General features: G+C 69.5%; 15 protein-coding genes and 1 tRNA gene. 6 read left to right on the plus strand and 10 right to left on the minus strand.

The window, feature by feature from the left end; all coding sequences use genetic code 11:
• The first annotated feature begins 49 nt into the window (after window positions 1-49).
• A complete protein-coding gene (locus Q9R02_RS05760) occupies window positions 50-283 on the plus strand; it encodes a hypothetical protein (protein ID WP_305995699.1) in 234 nt (77 codons plus the stop codon).
• Between the two features lie 48 nt (window positions 284-331).
• Here Q9R02_RS05760 and Q9R02_RS05765 read toward each other — a convergent pair whose 3' ends face one another.
• A complete protein-coding gene (locus Q9R02_RS05765; RefSeq protein WP_305995700.1) occupies window positions 332-1,237 on the minus strand; it encodes a LysR family transcriptional regulator in 906 nt (301 codons plus the stop codon).
• Window positions 1,238-1,309: 72 nt separating this feature from the next.
• Here Q9R02_RS05765 and Q9R02_RS05770 point away from each other — a divergent pair, with 72 nt between their 5' ends.
• Window positions 1,310-2,302: an EamA family transporter gene (locus tag Q9R02_RS05770; RefSeq protein ID WP_305995701.1), complete on the plus strand. Its 993-nt coding sequence runs from the start codon at window positions 1,310-1,312 to the stop codon at window positions 2,300-2,302.
• A 123-nt stretch (window positions 2,303-2,425) separates the two neighbouring features.
• Here the strand turns inward: Q9R02_RS05770 and Q9R02_RS05775 are convergent, their stop codons facing one another.
• The gene (locus tag Q9R02_RS05775; RefSeq protein ID WP_305995702.1) at window positions 2,426-3,034 is read right to left on the minus strand and encodes an NAD(P)-dependent oxidoreductase; all 609 of its coding nucleotides are present in this window, start codon (window positions 3,032-3,034) and stop codon (window positions 2,426-2,428) included.
• Window positions 3,035-3,123: 89 nt separating this feature from the next.
• On the opposite strand from Q9R02_RS05775, the gene Q9R02_RS05780 reads away from it, so the two are divergent.
• Window positions 3,124-3,516: a winged helix-turn-helix transcriptional regulator gene (locus Q9R02_RS05780; RefSeq protein WP_305995703.1), complete on the plus strand. Its 393-nt coding sequence runs from the start codon at window positions 3,124-3,126 to the stop codon at window positions 3,514-3,516.
• Window positions 3,517-3,582: 66 nt separating this feature from the next.
• Here Q9R02_RS05780 and Q9R02_RS05785 read toward each other — a convergent pair whose 3' ends face one another.
• The 5 genes from Q9R02_RS05785 to Q9R02_RS05805 all read right to left on the minus strand — a co-directional run bounded on the left by Q9R02_RS05785 (window position 3,583) and on the right by Q9R02_RS05805 (window position 9,130).
• Complete coding sequence (locus Q9R02_RS05785) at window positions 3,583-4,197, minus strand: dihydrofolate reductase family protein (RefSeq protein ID WP_305995704.1); 615 nt, start codon at window positions 4,195-4,197, stop codon at window positions 3,583-3,585.
• Between the two features lie 85 nt (window positions 4,198-4,282).
• Window positions 4,283-5,458, minus strand: coding sequence for a globin domain-containing protein (locus tag Q9R02_RS05790; protein WP_305995705.1), 1,176 nt, complete (start codon window positions 5,456-5,458; stop codon window positions 4,283-4,285).
• A 174-nt stretch (window positions 5,459-5,632) separates the two neighbouring features.
• Window positions 5,633-7,087, minus strand: a complete 1,455-nt coding sequence (locus tag Q9R02_RS05795; protein ID WP_305995706.1) for an amino acid permease — start codon at window positions 7,085-7,087, stop codon at window positions 5,633-5,635.
• 162 nt (window positions 7,088-7,249) lie between these two features.
• Window positions 7,250-7,711, minus strand: a complete 462-nt coding sequence (locus Q9R02_RS05800; protein WP_305995707.1) for an RrF2 family transcriptional regulator — start codon at window positions 7,709-7,711, stop codon at window positions 7,250-7,252.
• Window positions 7,712-7,714: 3 nt separating this feature from the next.
• Complete coding sequence (locus Q9R02_RS05805) at window positions 7,715-9,130, minus strand: phosphomannomutase/phosphoglucomutase (RefSeq protein WP_305995708.1); 1,416 nt, start codon at window positions 9,128-9,130, stop codon at window positions 7,715-7,717.
• 133 nt (window positions 9,131-9,263) lie between these two features.
• Between Q9R02_RS05805 and Q9R02_RS05810 the strand changes: the two genes are divergently transcribed.
• Both Q9R02_RS05810 and Q9R02_RS05815 read left to right on the plus strand, forming a co-directional pair.
• Window positions 9,264-11,426: a RecQ family ATP-dependent DNA helicase gene (locus Q9R02_RS05810; RefSeq protein ID WP_305995709.1), complete on the plus strand. Its 2,163-nt coding sequence runs from the start codon at window positions 9,264-9,266 to the stop codon at window positions 11,424-11,426.
• A 107-nt stretch (window positions 11,427-11,533) separates the two neighbouring features.
• Window positions 11,534-13,009: an alpha-L-fucosidase gene (locus tag Q9R02_RS05815; RefSeq protein ID WP_305995710.1), complete on the plus strand. Its 1,476-nt coding sequence runs from the start codon at window positions 11,534-11,536 to the stop codon at window positions 13,007-13,009.
• Between the two features lie 83 nt (window positions 13,010-13,092).
• Here the strand turns inward: Q9R02_RS05815 and Q9R02_RS05820 are convergent.
• From Q9R02_RS05820 to Q9R02_RS05830, 3 genes are all read right to left on the minus strand, one after another.
• Window positions 13,093-13,184 (minus strand) — tRNA-Ser (locus tag Q9R02_RS05820).
• Window positions 13,185-13,251: 67 nt separating this feature from the next.
• Window positions 13,252-15,330 (minus strand): prolyl oligopeptidase family serine peptidase, encoded by a 2,079-nt coding sequence (locus tag Q9R02_RS05825; RefSeq protein ID WP_305995712.1) that lies wholly within the window; start codon window positions 15,328-15,330, stop codon window positions 13,252-13,254.
• Between the two features lie 49 nt (window positions 15,331-15,379).
• Window positions 15,380-15,856, minus strand: coding sequence for a DUF4440 domain-containing protein (locus Q9R02_RS05830; RefSeq protein ID WP_305995713.1), 477 nt, complete (start codon window positions 15,854-15,856; stop codon window positions 15,380-15,382).
• Window positions 15,857-15,967: 111 nt separating this feature from the next.
• Between Q9R02_RS05830 and Q9R02_RS05835 the strand changes: the two genes are divergently transcribed.
• Complete coding sequence (locus tag Q9R02_RS05835; RefSeq protein ID WP_305995714.1) at window positions 15,968-17,941, plus strand: FAD/NAD(P)-binding protein; 1,974 nt, start codon at window positions 15,968-15,970, stop codon at window positions 17,939-17,941.
• The last annotated feature ends 68 nt before the right edge of the window (window positions 17,942-18,009 follow it).

Below are 18,009 nucleotides of genomic sequence, written 5' to 3' on the forward strand. Positions count from 1 at the left end.
GATACCCGGAACCCGGTAGGGCGAATGAGCTGACGGAAGGCGAGCTGACGTGGCGCGTGAAGAAGGCCTGACGGATCGTGATCCCGTCATGCCCGTCGACCGGGACCGCCCGCGTGTGGCTCCGGCGGCCGCGTGGCTCTTCGACGTCGTCACGGAGCCCTCCTCCGTCCTGAGCGGACGCGGTCCGGCTGCCGGCGGCGGGCCGGTGGGTGACCCGGTGCCCGAGGAGGGCTATTTCATGCCGTCCATCGGCCCGGAGTGGCCTGGCCTTGAGAACGGCTGATGAGCCCGGCGGGTGCCGCGCCACGCCGTCGTGCACAAGCCGTCGTGTTCAACGCCCTGCGGCCTCCGCCGCCTCCTGGAGGAGCCGCACCAGAAGTTTCACGCCGGGGCTCGCGGACATGGTGCGGCGGTACGCGGCGGACACGGAGCGATGCGCCTGTCCGCCGGCCAGCGGCCGGGCCACCACGCCGTCCGGGATGGGGCCCCTGCCCAGCCTCGGCACGAAGGCAAGGGCCAGTCCCTGGGCCACGAACTCTATGTGCGTGGCGAAGTCGGGATCGATGAACGCGATCCGCGGCGTCGCCCCCTCCTCGGCGAGCAGCCGGAGCAGTGCCTCGTGGCAGATGGCGCCGCGAGGCTGAGAACACCAGGTCTCGGGCAGAAGCTCCGCGCGGGGAATGGCGTCGAGGCCGGCAAGCCGGTGCGTGGCGGGCACGATGATGTCCGCGATGTCCTCGCAGAGCGGCTCCAGGGCGACGTTCCCCGGAACTTCGAGTGCCACGGAGTTCCAGTCGTGGATCACGGCGAGGTCCACGTCCCCGTGGGCCACCTTGCCCACGGCCTCCGCCGGATCCACTGCCACCACCTCCAGCCGCATGTCCGGCGCCTCCTCGGCCAGCCGGCAGGCCACGTGGACCAGCAGGCCGCGCGCGGCCGTGGAGAAGCTCGCCACCGTGAACGTCCCATTCGGCTCTTCACCGGCGCTGAGCACCGACTCCATCTCCTCGAGCTCGGAGAGGATCCGGCCGCCGTGCTCCACCAAGGCGCGGCCGCGTTCGGTCACGAGGACGCCGCGGCCGTTCCGTTCGAGCAGCGCGGTCCGCGACTGCCGTTCCAGCTTCTTGATCTGCTGCGAGACGGCGGACGGTGTGAACCCCAGCTCAGCGGCCGCGGCGGCCACGCTTCCCGTCCGCTGAACCGCGACGAGGGCCTGAAGGGCCTGCAGATCAATCATGAACTGATGCTACCGAATATCTGGTACGAATCATTGCTGGAGCTACATGGTTTTCCCGGGCAGGCTGAGAGGGTGAAAAGCCGTCATGTCCTCGCCGCCGTCCTTGTCGCCGTGATCTGGGGCAGCAATTTCGTCGCCATCCGGCTCGGCCTCCACGATGTGCCGCCCCTGGTCCTGACGGCCCTGCGCTTCGCCCTGGTGGCCTTCCCGCTCATGCTTTTCGTCCCGCGTCCGGCGGTCTCCTGGCGCGTGCTCCTGGGAGTGGGGCTGTTCATGAACGCGGGCCACCTCGGCTTCAGCTATCTCGCCATGTCCCTGGGCCTCCCCACCGGCCTGGCGCCGCTGATCCTGCAGAGCCAGGTGCTGTTCACGATCCTGCTGGCTGCCGTGTTCCTGCGGGAGAGGCCGGGAAGGGTCCAGCTGGCCGGGGTTCTGGTGGGTGCCGCAGGCCTTCTGGTGGTGGTGCTGAGCCGTGCGTCCTTCGCGGCGTTCGTGCCGGTGCTGCTCACCCTTGCCGGTGGGCTCTGCTGGGGGATCGGCAATGTGGTGTCCCGGGCCGCGAAGGGAGTGAACCCGTTCGGTCTGGTGGTCTGGTCCGCCGCCACGGTTCCGCTGCCTCTGCTGATCCTGGACATGGTCCAGAACGGCCCCGAAGACCCGTTCCGAGCCGTGGCGGCCATGACCCCGCTGGCCTGGGGCAGCACGCTCTTCACGGTGCTCGTCTCCACTCTCCTGGCCTTCACGCTGTGGAACGGCCTGCTGCACGCCTACCCGGCCTGGCGGGTCACGCCGTTCGCGCTGCTGATCCCGGTGGTCGGGATGACTGCGGGCTGGCTGGCCTTCGGCGAGGTGCCCGGCGTCTGGGACCTGGCGGGCGGGGCGGTGCTGCTCAGCGGGGTGGCCGTCACGCAGCTGGGCGGCGCACTGTCCAGGACGGCGGGCACGACGGCGGCCTCCGGGCTGTCCCGCGGGCCACAACCGGAGGTGAGCGAGGAGTCGGTCGCCGGGGGCTCTGCCCGCCGGGACGCGGTCACCGCGTCTACGGCATCCCCGGGGACTCCCTGAACGGGTTCACCGACGCCCACTCCTCACGCTGAGCTCGCTGTAAAGGGTCTGACCTCGCTACAGACTGTAGCGAGGTCAGACGTTCCACAGCGGGCTCAGCGTGAAGGGCTGGAGGGATCCGGATCAGTTGGCGGCGTTGAAGCGTGCCCGGCGGAACTTCGGGGTCTCCAGCTCGTCCAGCGCTGCCACGGCGAAGTCCTCGGCGGAGATGTACGGGCCGGCGATGGTGTCGCCTTCCACGGTGTACTTCCCGGTGCGCTCGCCGGGAGCGATCTCCGGTGCGGGGGACTGGACGGTCCAGTCCACGCCTTCGGGCGCCGCGCGGTAGAGGTCCAGGATGGCCAGGCAGCTCAGTGCCTCTGCCAGATAGGCCTGAGGGTAACCCGGCGCTTCGAGGAGCAGGGTGGTCGGGTCGGCCACGAGCGAGCCGGCGCCGCCCACCACGAAGATGCGGGCCTGGGGCTGGGACGCGATCACGTCGCGGTGTGCCTGCAGGAGCGGCTCGTGCGAGTCGCCGTTGCGCGGAGTCGGGACGGAGATGACGACGGCGTCGTGCTCGCCGGCGAGGCGGCTGAACGTCGCGGTGTCCGTCAGTTCGGCGGCGACGGCGGTGGTGCTTTCGACCGCGGTGCCCTTGCGGGAGACGGCGGTGACCTGGTGCCCGCGGGACAGTGCTTCGGCGACGAGACGGCTTCCGACCATGCCGGTGGCTCCGTAGACGGCGATCTTCATAGGATTCCTCGAATCAGTTGCGGGGTTGTGCCTGATGAATCAACAGTATCTATTTGAAAGCAAGTACTTCAACGTCATATAGTTACCGGATGGAAAGCATGCCCTTCAACGTGATGGACCACAACTGCCCATCCAGGGTGGTCCTGCAGAGGATCGGCGACAAGTGGACCCCGCTCATCTTCCAGGCGCTTAAGGGCGGCGCGCGCCGTTTCGGCGAGATCCGCCAGACCGTGGACGGGGTCAGCCCCAAGGTCCTCACACAGTCCCTCCGTGCGCTGGAGCGCGACGGCCTGGTGACTCGTGAGGTCTTCGCCGAGGTGCCGGTCCGTGTCGAGTACGCCCTCACCGCCCTCGGCGAGAGCCTCCTGGAGCCCCTGGATGCCGTCCGCATCTGGGCCGAGGCGCACGCGGCGCGCATCCTCGCCGCCCGGGACGCCTACGACGAGTCGTCGCTTCGCGCCGAGGAACTCACCACGGCCTGAACCCACCGCTTGAGCGGGCGGCGACGACTGCGCGCCACCCGCCGTCGTCGTCCATCACCGGGGGCGTCAGCGCACCACGCGGTACCGCACATGGGTCGCCAGCGGTGAGCCCGCGGTCTCCACGATCTCCAGCTGGTAGCCGGAGGAGTCGGCCGGGAAGACCGACTCTCCGCCGCCGAGGACCACTGGGGCGATGTCCAGCGTCAGCTCGTCCAGCTCGCCCGCCTCCAGCGCCTGCCGCACTGCCGAGGCGCCACCGGCGATGTCGACGTCCCCGTCCCCGGCCTCGCGTGCCAGTTCGAGCGCCTTGGCGAATCCCTCCGTCACGAAGTGGAAGATGGTTCCGCCCTCCATGGTGATCGGCTCGTGCTCGTGATGTGTCAGTACAAAGACGGGTGCGTGGTACGGCGGTTCCTCGCCCCACCAGCCGCGCCAGTCCGGCATGGTGTCCCAGGAACCGCGGACCGGGCCGTACATGTTCCGGCCCATGACATAGGCGCCGCGGGGGCGCAGCAGACGGGCAGTCCAGTCGGCGTCGACCTCGTGGCGCTCTGCCTCCGGCCCGATGTGCCACCGGTGCAGGAGCATCCCGCCGCGGCCGATGGGATTCTGCAGGCTCTGCTCCGGACCGGCGGCAAAGCCGTCCAGGGACACGGACATGTGTGCTGTGGTGAACGTCATGCCTCCATGGCACCACGGATGGGGCGCGGGGTGAAGAGCTCATCACCCCGCGCCCTCATCCGCGGAGGTCCTCATTCGGCGAGTGTCAGGCGGAGGCGAGCCAGACGTCCGGGCCGAAGATCTCGTAGTGCACGCGTTCGGCGGACACGCCCTGTTCGATCGCGGCGGAGCGGGCGGCCTTCATGAACGGCGTCGGGCCGCAGAGCAGGACGCTGGCGTCCTGGGGGATCCGCACGGCGGAGAGGTCCATGAAGCCTGGGAGAGCCGCGGCGTCGTCCCCGGGGTTCTCGTACCAGAGCTGCAGGCTGGCTTTCGGCAGCCGGGCCAGATCGGCGAGCATCTGCTCGCGGAGGGACCAGGATTCCGGGGACTGGTCCGCGTGCAGGACCAGGACCTCGCGCTCCGAGCCGGAGTCCGCCAGTGCGTGCAGGATGGAGGCGCTGGGGGTGGAGCCGATGCCGGCCGTGGCGAGGACCAGAGGGCGGTCCGTCTCCTCGAGGACGATGTCGCCGTAGGGGTTGGACAGTTCCACGGTGTCGCCGACGGCGAGAGCGTCGTGGAGCTGTGGGGAGACCTCGCCGTCCGCGTCCCGCTTGACCGTGATGGTGCGGTGAGTGACGGAGGCGGCGTCGCCGGAGAGTGTGTACTGACGGGCCTGCAGCAGGCCGTCCGCCACGGCGGTGCGCACGCTCAGGTAACCGCCGGGCTCGCCGGGTGTCACGGCCGTGGCGTCGGCGGGAGTGAAAGTGAGGCGGACGGTGTCCGGGCCCAGCTGGGTGCGCTCTGCCAGGGTCCACGGGCTCCACATCACGTCATTGAGGCGGCGCTCATAGAGGCCCTTCTCCAGCTTGATGAGGGCATGGGCCATGAGCCAGTAGACCTCGGTCCACGCCTGGGCGATCTCCGGGGTGATGACCTCCGCCAGGTCCTCCGCGATCGCTTCGAAGAGGAATTGGTACACCACCTGGTACTGCTCCTCCGTGATGCCCAGGGAGGCGTGCTTGTGGGCGATGCGGCTCAGCATGGTCTCCGGCAGGGTGTCCGGGTGCTCCACCAGATGGGTCGCGAAGGTGGCGATGGAGCCGGCCAGGGCCTGCTGCTGTGCGCCGTTGCGCTGATTGGCGCGGCTGAAGGTGCCGTTCAGCAGCTCCGGGTGGGCCGCGAAGAGCTTGCTGTAGAACAGCGGGGTGATGCTGCCGATCCGGCTGCCCACCAGGGGGAGCGTGGCTTCGATGACCGGGCGGGCTGATGCTGAGAGCATGGTTCTCCTTCACTGACGGTTAATCATGTATTCCAAATACGTGATTAATTCCAGTTTTCTACGACTCGTAGAAAAAGGCAACTTGGAGGATGCCCGACGACGTGTGGCCGGGAACGCGGAAGCCCTCCCGCTCCGAAGGGGCGGGAGGGCTGGGGCGCGACGGCGCGGGCCGTGTCAGCCGGTGATGCTCGCCGTGGCGGTCTCGGCGGGTTCTCCGGTCTTCACCACGGGGATGGCGCCGGTCTCATCGACCAGCTCGATCCGCGTCCGGCCCTTGCCCTTGACGAAGAGGAAGTACACGGCGGTCAGGATGACGATCCAGAGCGCGCCGATCACCAGGGCCGGCTGGGAATCCGGCAGGACACCGATCATGACGATCACGAAGAGGATGAAGGCGATGGCGATGTAGCTGCCCAGCGGCCACAGCGGCACCGGGAACTCCGAGGGGAGCAGATTGTCCCGCTTGATCTCCGCCTTCATCCGGACGTGGGAGATCAGGATGACCAGCCAGACCACCACGGTGGCGAAGGTGGCCAAGGCGGCGATCAGGAAGAAGATCTGGTCATGGAACCAGACGTTCAGGAGCACGCCCATCAGGAGGGAGGCCACCATGGTGAGGACTGTCATGAACGGCACGCCGCTCTTGCTCGTCTTCATGAAGGCCTTGGGCGCCTGGCCCTGCTGGGCCAGGCCGTGCAGCATGCGGCCGGCGCCGAAGATGTCCGCGTTGATCGCGGACAGGGCGGAGGTGATGACGACGGCGTTCAGCACGTGGGCGGCGCCGGTCAGGCCCAGCGAGCTGAAGATGGAGACGAACGGGCTCGCTTCGCCATTGATCTTGTCCCACGGCTGCAGCGTCATGATGATGCCGAGCGTCAGGATGTAGAAGAAGAGGATCCGGACCGGGACCGAGTTGATGGCCTTGGGGATGACCTTCTTGGGATCCTGCGCTTCACCGGCCGTGATGCCGATGACCTCGGTGCCGCCGAAGGCGAACATGACCACGGTGAAGGAGGTCAGCAGGCCCCAGAGCCCGTTGGGGGCGAAGCCGCCGTGGTCGGTCAGGTTGCTCAGGCCCGCAGCGTGGGGGGTCTGGTTGCTCAGGCCGAACATGATGATGGCGATGCCGCCCACGATCATGGCGATGATGGCCGTGATCTTGATGATGGAGAACCAGAATTCGAGTTCTCCGAAGACCTTCACACTCACCAGGTTGACGCCCGCGATGATGAACACTGCGGCGAGGATCCAGACCCAGCGCTCCACATTCGGGAACCAGAAGCCCATGTAGACGCCGAAAGCCGTGACGTCGGCGAGAGCCACGACGAACATCTCGAAGACGTAGGTCCAGCCCGTCAGGAAGCCGGAGAAGGGGCCCAGGTAGCGGGAGGCGTACTGGCCGAAGGAACCTGCCACGGGGTGGCGGACGGCCATTTCACCGAGGGCGCGCATGACCATGAAGACCACGGCGCCGCCGGCCACGTAGGCGAGGAGGACTGCCGGGCCGGCGGACTGAATGGCGTCTGAAGAGCCGTAGAACAGACCCGTGCCGATGGCTGAGCCGAGGGCGATGAACCGGATGTGGCGGGCCGAGAGGCCTCGTCGGAGTGTGGTGTTGGATGCCGTCATGGGCACGTTCTCCTTTGAGCGTGAAGCGGTGTGATCCCTGGCATAAGCCAATCGCACCGGCAGGGCGGGGGAGCTCGTGTGTGACCGGGCACTGTCCGGTACTCCGGAAATAGTGGCACGGCGTGCCACTTGTGGCGCCGCTTCAGGGGTGGCCGACGGGTGTCAGTTGCCGGCCGTGGCGGGCGGGCCGAAGCCGAGCTGCACCAGGACCGGACCCATCTGACGTGGGGTCGGCAGATCCGCGATCCTGATCCCATCGAGGGCCGCGTAGAAGGCCTCCCGGGCCCGGAACAGAGCCGATCTCAGGCGGCAGTCACCGGCCAGGGGGCAGTCCCCGTTGGGCGTGTGGCAGGCCGCCGGCTCCTCGTCCTGGTCCAGGGCGCGGAGCACGCGGCCCACGGTGGCTTCACGGCCCGCGGGGCTGATCTCGAGGCCGCCTGCGCGGCCGCGGGTGGCGTCCAGAAGATCCATCTCACGCAGCCGCTGGACCACCTTGCCCACATGATTGAACGGGACGCCGATGCCTTCGGCGATGCTCCGGGTGGACAGTGGTCCCGTACTGTCCACCCCGTTCAGGAGCATCAGGACGCGCAGGCTCGCGTCCGCGAAGGCCGTGATCCGCACAGGCTACCGGCGGACGAGTGCCAGGACGCGGTCCCGGACGGCGGCCATGGTGGCCTGGTCCTTCGCCTCGGCGTTCAGGCGCAGGAACGGCTCGGTGTTGGACGGACGGAGGTTGAACCACCAGGAGCCGTCGGCCGCGCTGAAGGTGCTGCCGTCCATCGTGTCCTCGGTGACGCCCTCGCCGGCGAAGTCCTCGCGGACCCGGGCCACGGCGCCGGCCTTGTCCTCGATCTCGGAGTTGATCTCACCCGAGGACACGTACGGCTCGTACTCTGCGGCCAGCTCGGAGAGCGGTGCGTCCTGCTCGCCCAGGGCGGCCAGCACGTGCATCGCGGCCAGCATGCCGGTGTCCGCGTTGAAGAAGTCGCGGAAGTAGAAGTGCGCGGAGTGCTCGCCGCCGAAGACGGCACCCTCCTCGGCCATGACGGCCTTGATGAAGGAGTGGCCGACGCGCGTGCGGACGGCGCGGCCGCCGTCGTGCGCGATCAGTTCGGGCACCGCGTGGGAGGTGAGCAGATTGTGGATGATGACCGGCTGCTCCTCGCCGAGCGCCTTGGCGCGGGCGATCTCGCGGCGGGCCACCATGCCCGTGACGGCCGACGGGGAGACCGGCTCGCCCTTCTCGTCCACCACGAAGCAGCGGTCGGCGTCGCCGTCGAACGCCAGGCCCAGGTCCGCGCCGTGTTCGACGACGGCCTTCTGCAGGTCGCGCAGGTTCTCCGGCTCCAGCGGGTTGGCCGGGTGATTCGGGAAGGTGCCGTCCAACTCGAAGTAGAGCGGGGTGATGTCCAGCGGGAGGCCCGTCAGGAGCTCGGACCCGAGGACCGCGGGGGTGGTCAGGCCGGCCATGCCGTTGCCGGCGTCCACCACGACCTTCAGCGGGCGGATGCCGGAGAGGTCCACGAGCTTACGGAGGTACTCCGAGTAGTCCTTGAGGACGTCGCGCTCGGAGATGGCGCCGGTGGCCTCGACGGACGGGATGGTGCCCGCGGCGAGGTACTGCTCGGCGCGCTGCTGGATCTCCTTCAGCCCGGTCTCCGAGGAGATCGGCACGGCGCCGGCCTTGGCCATCTTGATGCCGTTGTACTGGGCGGGGTTGTGGCTGGCGGTGAAGGTGGCACCGGCGGCGTTCAGGGCGCCGCAAGCGAAGTAGAGCTCATCGGTGGAGATCAGGCCGAGCAGCTCGGCACTGGCGCCGCGGGCGGCCGCACCCTGGGCGAAGCGCTGGGCGAATTCGGGGGAGGAGGGGCGCATGTCGCCGCCCACCAGGATCGTCTGGCCGGCCAGGCCCAGGACGTCGACGAAGGCGGCGCCCACGGCCTCCACGATGTCTGCCGTGATGGTCTCACCCACCAGGCCACGGACGTCGTAGGCCTTGAAGGACGCGGAAAGGTCGACGGTCTGCTGCTGTTCAGTCACCTGGACAGTTTACGGAGTCGGCGTCGGATTGTCCGTCGCGGGCGGGGAAGGTGTGGGCAACGCGACCCTCTGCTTGTCCACAATGCGAGGCCGTGGGCGTAATCGTGTCAGGGGTGGGAGGAATACTGGAGTCATGACGCAGACCAACCCCGCAGAGACCAGGACCCGGAGCCATCAGGAGGCCGTACAGGTCCTCAGGGAACTGGTGGGCCGCCCGGAGGCGGAGTTCCACGAGGGGCAGTTCGAGGCCATCGAGGCGCTCGTGGACCACGGGCGCCGGGCCCTGGTGGTGCAGCGGACCGGCTGGGGCAAGTCCGCCGTGTACTTCGTGGCGTCCCTGCTCTTGCGGCGCCGTGGGGCGGGTCCCACGCTCATCGTCTCGCCGCTCCTGGCCCTCATGCGGGACCAGGTGGAGGCAGCCGCCCGTGCCGGGGTGCGCGCGGTGGCCATCAATTCCGCCAACCAGCTCGACTGGGAGGACGTCTCCGCCAAGCTGGCCGCCGATGAGGTGGATGTCCTTCTGGTGTCCCCGGAACGGCTGGTCAACCCCGTGTTCCGGGAGCGGGAGCTGCCGGAGCTGATCCGCAGGACCGGCCTGCTGGTGGTGGATGAGGCACACTGCATCTCCGACTGGGGGCATGACTTCCGGCCGGACTACCGCCGGATCGCGGACCTCATCCGGCAGCTGCCGGACACCGTTCCGGTGCTCGCGACCACGGCGACTGCCAACTCCCGGGTGGTGCACGACATCGAGGAGCAGCTCGGCACGGACGTGCTGACCATCCGCGGCTCCCTGGGCCGGGACTCCCTCCGCCTCGGCGTTCTCAAGCTCCCGGACAACACCACCCGGCTGGCGTGGCTGGCGGAGCATCTGAAAGACCTGCCCGGCAGCGGCATCATCTACACACTGACCGTGTCCGCCGCGGAGGAGACCGCCAGGATGCTGACGGAGCGGGGCTATGACGTCCTCTCCTACAGCGGCAAGACGGACACCGCGGAGCGGGAGCTCGCGGAACAGCGGCTGAAGGACAACCAGGTCAAGGCGCTCGTGGCCACCTCGGCCCTCGGCATGGGATTCGACAAGCCGGACCTGGGCTTCGTGGTGCACCTGGGCGCCCCGAGCTCACCGGTGGCGTACTACCAGCAGGTGGGCCGTGCCGGCCGTGGCGGTGCGAACGCGGACGTCCTGCTGCTCCCGGGCGCGGAGGACCGCGACATCTGGAAGTACTTCGCCACGGCATCCATGCCTGAGAGAGACAAGGCCATGGCCGTCCTGGACGCTCTGGAGACCGCGTCGAAGCCGCTTTCCAGTCCGGCGCTGGAACCCCGCGTTGACCTGGGGCGCTCCCGCCTGGAGCTGCTGCTCAAGGTCCTGGCCGTGGACGGGGCCGTGGAGCGCGTCCAGGGAGGCTGGCGGGCCACCGGGCAGGGCTGGGACTACGACGCCGAGCGGTACGCGCGCATCGCGGAGGCGCGGGTACAGGAACAGGACCTCATGGTCATCTACCAGGAAACGGCCGGCTGCCGCATGGAGTTCGTGACCTCGGTGCTGGATGACCCGGACGCCCATTCCTGCGGCCGCTGCGACAACTGCGCCGGGTCCTGGTATCCCAGCGGGGTGAGCTCCGAGGCGCTGCACGCAGCATCGGCCGAGCTTGACAAGGCCGGCGTGTCCGTGGAGACCCGTTCCCTCTGGCCCACGGGCATGGACCGTCTGGGTGTTCCGGTCAAGGGAAAGATCCCCGCGGACGAGGCTGTCGCGGAGGGCCGTGCGCTGGCGCGGCTGAGCGATCTCGGCTGGGGCGGCCCGCTCCGGGAGGCGCTCGCGGACGGCACACCCGACGCGCCGGTCCGGGACGCCATGCTGCAGGCCTGCGTGACGGTCCTGAAGGACTGGGGACGCCCACCGGTGCCCGGCGCGGAGCCGTGGAACGGGGAGAGCCGGCCCTCCGCCGTGGTCTCCATCCCCTCGGCCCGCCGTCCGCAGCTGGTGGATTCCCTGGCACAGGGCCTGGCGGGGATCGGCCGCATGCCGTACCTGGGCTCCATGGACCTGGCACACTTCCACGACGCGCCCGGCCGGCGCGGCAACAGCGCCTACCGGCTGGCTGAGGTCTGGGACCGCTTCGCCCCGTCTGCCGCGGTGCGGGAGTTCCTGGAGCAGAACCCGGGCGCATCCCTGTTCCTGGTGGACGACTCCGTGGACACCAGGTGGACCCTGGTGGTGGCCGGCCGGGCGCTGCGCCAGGCCGGCGCGGGAGCGGTCCTGCCGTTCGTGCTCGCCGTGGCGGGGTGACCGATCTGCCGCGGGCATTCAGATGACCACGGCCAGTCCGCGTGCGGGCGCGTTCATTCCGGTCCAGGGCCGTGACGGAACCGATGCGAGGGTGAAGGATGATGAGCGTGACTGAGCACGTTTCCCCGGAGTCCTTCCCGGATGAATCCGCCCCGCAGACCTTCAAACCGAGCCTGGCCGCCGGCGCCGTCGTGGACGCCCACGATCCCGGCTACAGCCTGCCCTCCGACCCGCTCAGCCGGGCCCGCCTTCAGGACTGGCAGGACCACAAGTTCGGCATCATCATGCACTGGGGGATCTACACCGCCCAGGGGCTGGGCGACAGCTGGACCCTGTGCCGCTCCCGCGATGAGGAGATGATGCTCCTGCCCGCGGATTTCTCCGGCGATGACGATGCCTGGGAGGCCCATTACAAGGCGGCCCGGACGTCGTTCACCGGGCAGGACTACCGCCCGGAGGAGTGGGCGGAACTGTCCCGGAAGGCCGGTGCGAGGTACCTCGTCTTCACCTCCAAGCACCACGACGGCTTCAACCTCTTTGACACGAAGCACTCCGATTTCAAGGTCACCGCTCCGGACGTCCCCCTGGGCCGGGATGTGCTCAAGGAGACCTTCGACTCCTTCCGGGCGGAGGGGCTGGAGACCGGCGTCTACTTCTCCAAGGCCGACTGGAACCACCCCGGCTACTGGTCCCCGGCCGGGACCACGGTGGACCGCTTCCACAATTACGACGCCGCGGCCGAGCCGGAGCGCTGGCAGACCTTCGTGGACTTCACCCACGCCCAGATCGAGGAACTCCTCAGCGGTTACGGGCCACTCAATGTGCTCTGGCTCGACGCCGGCTGGGTCTTCGCGCCGTTCGAGCCCATCGACATCGACCGTCTGGCGGCCCGGGCCCGGGAACTCCAGCCCGGCATCCTGGTGGTGGACCGGGAGGTCCACGGCCCGAATGAGGACTACCGCACCCCGGAGCAGCAGATCCCGGACCACCGTCCCGAGTACCCCTGGGAATCCTGCGTGACCCTGTCCGAGCACTGGACCTCCCTCAGCCCGGACGAGCAGGCCAAGGATCCGCGCGAGGTCGTGGAGATGCTGGTCAAGGTCGTGGCCCGTGGAGGCAACCTCCTCCTGGGCGTCGGTCCGGATCCCACCGGAGCCGTCCCGCCGTCCATCCGCGCGGCCCTGGAGGCCATCGGCACCTGGATCGGGGTGTTCGGGGAGGCTCTGTACGGCACCCGAGCCGTATCGGAAGGCCTGGTGCCAGGCAACGGCCTCGCCGAGACGTGGGAAGGTGGCGCCCGGGAAGGCGCAGGCGCCACCTGGTGGCTGACCGAGGCCCCCGCACGCGAAGGGGAGCCCGGACGCCTGAACCTGCTGGACCTGTCCGGCGACGCAGAGCGGCTCAGTGTCCCGCTGTCCCGCACGGTCGCGTCCGTCGAGGTGCTCGGGGACGCTGTGCTCGCCGGGTGGCGGCAGGGCGACGACGGTGTCCTGGCCGCCGAGCTGCGGCCGGCTGAGGGGGCGGATGGCGAAGGCGAGGGGGCGGCGCTGGGGGTGCGCGCCGTCGTCGTGCGCTTCGTCTGAGAGAACTGCGGGCGCCCGCCTCCTGATCCAGAAACGGGTGTCCGTCGTTAAACCAAAAACCCCGGGAAAACCCGGGGTTCGTTTGGCGGAGACGGGGGGATTTGAACCCCCGGTCGAGTTTAACCCCGACCCTTCATTAGCAGTGAAGTCCATTCGGCCGCTCTGGCACGTCTCCTCGCTATTTGCTAGCCATGCAAGAGTACCGAAGGCCCCGCCGCAACGCAAAACGGCGGGGCCTTCCGTCATCCCGGGAGCTGACCCGTCAGCGCCTTCCACAGAAAATGGTGGTTCCGCGCCTGCAGCCCGGCCGCCTGACGGTTGTCCGAGGCGCCCGCGTGACCGCCCTCGATCGTCTCGTGGTACCAGACGTTCGGCACACCCATCGCCTGCATGCGGGCCGCCATCTTGCGGGCCTGGACCGGCCCCACCCGGTCGTCCGAGGTGCTGGACCAGATGAAGGAGTGCGGGTAGTCCACCCCGTCCTTGAGCAGGTGGTACGGGGAGAAGGTGCGGATGAACTCCCACTGTTCCGGGTCGTCCGGGTCGCCGTACTCCGCGATCCAGGACGCACCGGCCGAGAGCCGCGTGTAGCGGCGCATGTCCAGCAACGGCACCCCGCAGGACACGGCGCCGAACAGCTCCGGGTACTGAGTGAGCATATTGCCCACCAGGAGCCCGCCATTGGAGCCTCCCGCGCAGCCGAGCAGCTTCGGGCTGGTCACATCGCGCGCCACGAGGTCCTTGGCCACGGCGGCGAAATCCTCGTACGCCCGGTGCCGCTTCTCCTGCAGCGCGGCCGTGTGCCAGGACGGGCCGTACTCGCCGCCGCCGCGGATGTTCGCCACCACGTACACGCCGCCGCGCTCCAGCCAGGCCCGGCCCACGGTCCCGCTGTACGCCGGGGTCCGGGACACTTCGAAGCCGCCGTAGCCGCTCAGGAGCGTGACATTCCCGCTGTCCAGCACAAGGTCCCTGCGGGAGACCTGGAAATACGGCACCCGGGTGCCGTCCGCCGACGTCGCAAAGTGCTGCTCCACGCGGTAGTCGTCTTCGGTGAAGAACGACGGCGCGCGCTTGACCTCCGTGTGGTCCCCGCCGAGGGTGCCGCGCGTGACCGTGGTGGGCGTGAGGAAGCCGGTGGCCACCAGCCAGTAGTCGTCCGCGGCGTCGTCATCCTCGTCGTCCACCGCGTAGGCGTTGACGTCGTGCAGGGGCGGGCAGGCGTCCAGCTCCTCGGACGACCAGTCCGGGGACCCGTCCGCCGAGACGCCCGGCGTGAGCACATGGATCTGCGAGGACACGTCCACCAGCAGGTTCAGCAGCAGGTGGTTGCGGGTCCAGCTGTAGGACTGAAGGGCCGTCCGGGCGTCCGGGGCGAACAGGACCGTGAGGTCGCGGGAACCCCCCAGCCAGTCGTCCAGCCGGCCGGTCAGCAGTGAACCGGCGGGGTACTCCACACCCTCCACGGTCCACGGGTCGCGCGGCCGGAACAGCAGCCATTCATGGTGCCAGGAGGCGTTGACGGTTCCGGGCTTCTCGAGAGCCGTCCAGGCACCGTTCCACCACAGGAAGACCTCATCGTTGAAGAAGTCCACGTAGTCCACGGCCGCCAGGCGTTCGAAACCGGGCGTGGGGTCATAGGACACGGAGGCCAGCATGTGCTCCTCCGGCACCTCGAACAGCTGCTCCGCCTCGGACAACGGCGTTCCGCGCCGCCAGCGGACGCCCGTGCGCGGGTAGGAGGACTGCGTGGCCGGCCGGCCCTCCGCCGTCGTGCTCACCAGCAGCGTGTCCGCGTCCTCCCAGCTCACATGCCCCTTCGCCGTGGGAAGGGCGAAACCGTCCGGGACGAATTCGCGGGTCTGGAGGTCGAACTCGCGGTAGGAGGCCGCGTCCCCGCCGTCGGGGGAGAGGCCGATCATGGCGTGCCGCCACTCGCCGCCCGGCCCGGGGCGCAGGAAGGTGGCGCCGTGCCACACCCACTCGCGGCCCTCGGCGGCCGCCAGCTCATCCACGTCCAGGAGCACGTCCCACTCCGGCGCGGCCGTCAGATAGCTCTCCCAGGAGGTCCGGCGCCACAGGCCTTTGGGGTGTGCCGAGTCCCGCCAGAAGTTGTAGTACCACGTGCCTCGCTTGCCGACCATGGGGATACGGTCCGTGGAGTCGAGGACCTCCAGAAGGCGCCCCTGCAGGGCCTGGAACTCGTCGTCGTCCAGCACGTCCTCGGTGCGGGCGTTCTGCTCACGCACCCAGGCGAGCGGCTCCTCCCCGTGAATGTCCTCCAGCCAGATGTTCTCGTCCACAGTGTTGTGCGCCGTCATGAGCTAAGCCTAGTCAGGGCGACAGACGCTGGGGCGAAGAGCCCCGGGCTCAGCTCATCGGCACGCCGGGACGCTCGTCGTCCCAGGCGATCGCGCTGAAGCGCCAGCCGGCGGCCGTGCGGACCAGCTGCGAGCTCTTCATGCCGCGGCCGGTGTGGGGTTCTCCGGCTTCGGACCATGACTTCGCGTACCCGCACCAGATCTGGGCGACATCGCCGAACAGCTCGATCCGCCACTCCGTCGGCCATTCGCGGAAGTCCTGGAGCCTCCCACCGCTCAGCAGCTCCACTCGCGGCCGGATGAACTCTTCCACGCTGTGAACCCGAGGCTCCGGGGCCCCGCAGGTGGACACGATCACCGCGCCGGGCAGCAAGACCTCCCGGAGCACCTCGCCGCCGGTCACCGCTCCCGGACCGGAGACGAAGGCGGAGAAGAAGCGGTGGAGGAGATCCGTCACGGCCTGCAGGTCCTCCGGATCGGATGAGTAGGTGGTTCCAGCGGAGATCACGGCGTTGCTGCTGCTCATGGTGGGTGCGGGCCCTTCTGTTCCGGATGGTCCCGGCCATCCTAGGGAAGCGGCAGGCCGGACGGAACCCTCCACCGCCCTGGGCCGGTGCGACCCACTACCCTTAGATCCATGGCAGGGGATGCGGCGCAGCGTGTGGCGGTGATCGGGGCCGGACCGCGCGGGAGCAGTGTCCTGGAGCGTCTGGCGGCCAATTGGCGCGCCCGCCGCGACGCCGGAGAGCTCTCCGGAGCCCGCCTGGAACTGCACCTGGTGGACCCGTATCCACCCGGTTCGGGGCACGTCTGGCAGCCCGGCCAGTCCCGGCTGTTCCTCATGAACACGCAGAGTTTCTTCCCCACCCTGATCCCCGAAGACCCGGACCTGGCGCCGCCGGTGGCGGGCGGCACTTTCAACCAGTGGCGTGAGGCCGCCGTGGCCGGCGATCAGTCCCACCTCGGCGACGGCGAGCGGGCCGAGCTGGCCGCTCTGGCCGTGGACGCCTTCCCCAGCCGCGCGATCTACGGCCGCTACCTCGAGGACACGGTGGCCGCCGTCGTGCACCGCATCGCGACCGACCCCCTGCTGGAAGGCCTCACCGTCCACCTGCACCGCACGGAGGCGGTCGCCGTCCGCCGCCGCGAGGGCACGGGCTTCGAAGTGGAGCTGCGGGACGGCACGCTTCCGGCGGACCGCGTGGTCCTGGCGCTCGGCCACGTCCCGGCCCTGCTGAACCCGGAACAGCGTGAACTGCACGGGGCAGCCCGCGAACTCGGCCTGAGCTACTTCCCGCCCGCCTGCCCGGCCGATGTGGACTGGGCACATGTCCCGGAGGCCGAGCCGGTGCTGATCCGCGGCATGGGCCTGAACTTCTTCGATGTCATGGGGCAGCTGACGGAAGGCCGCGGTGGCCGCTTCGACACGGACGACGGCGGCGGCCTGCGCTATGTGCCCAGCGGCCGGGAGCCGGTCATCCACGCCGCCAGCCGCCGCGGCGGCCCGTACCACGCCAAGGCGCGGATCGGCAGCTACTACGCCCGCACCAGGAGGCTGCGGTACCTCACCGAGACGGCCGTCGCCCGCTTCCGCCGCTACGGCGTGCAGCCCGGTTTCGGCCACGACCTCCAGCCGCTGCTGCAGCGCGACGTCCTCTGGGCCTACTACGAGACCCTGGTGCTCCAGGACCCCAATGCCGTGCGGGACGCCGCCGAGTTCCTGGACGCCTTGGCCGAACTCCTGCGGCCGCACGCCCACGCGCCGGAAGACTGGCTGGGACCGGTGAACGCGCTGCTGGAGCAGAGGGTCCCGGCGGCCCTGCGCCTGAACCTCCGTGCGCTCGCGGCGCCGTTCTCCGGGCAGCGCTTCGGCTCGCCCCAGGAGCTCGACGACGCCGTGCTGGCCACGCTGGACACGGACGTCCGGCGCTCCTCGGCGGGTGAGTCTGACCCGGTGAAGGCCGCCGTGCTGGCACTGCATGCGGGGCGTTCGTTGCTCAAGGACGCTGTGGCCGATGGTGGGATCACCGACGAATCGTGGGTCACGGAGCTCCGGGGCCGCTTCGAATCCCTGGTGGAAGGCCTGGCCAGCGGGCCGCCGGCACTGAGGATCGAGCAGCTTGCGGCACTGGCCCGGGCGGGCGTGGTGCGCTTCCTCGGGCCCGAGCCGCGCTTCGGGGTGGACCGTGCCGAGGGACTGTTCCGCGCGGCGTCGCCGTGGGTGGACGGGGGAGAGGTGCGGGCCCGGACCATGATCGAGGCCCTGGCGCCCGCCAACCGGGTGTCCGCGGCGGCGTCCCCCTTGCTGCGCCAGCTTCTGGAGGACGGCCTGGTCCGGACCCGGCTGATGATGCGTCCCGAGGGCGGTCCCACGGAGACCTCCGGCCTGGACGTGGCTCCGCACCCGTACCGGGCCGTGGCCGCCAATGGCGTGGTCCAGGAGGACCTGCACGTCCTGAGCCTCCAGCTCTCCGCCACGCAGTGGGGCGTGGCGATCGCGGCCGAGGCGTTCACCGAGGAGGGCGGTGAACGCCGGGAGCTGTTCCGCAGCGGGCAGCGCACCCTGCGCGACGCCGATGAGATCGCCAGGGCGGTCCTGGACGCGCTCTGAGCCGCCGGCCCGCCGTGCGCCGGAGTCCGGCGTCGTTCCACCCCCTTAAATGTTGGTGACCCACGGAA

This window comes from Arthrobacter horti (genome assembly GCF_030731045.1).
Classification (GTDB): domain Bacteria; phylum Actinomycetota; class Actinomycetes; order Actinomycetales; family Micrococcaceae; genus Arthrobacter_E; species Arthrobacter_E nanjingensis.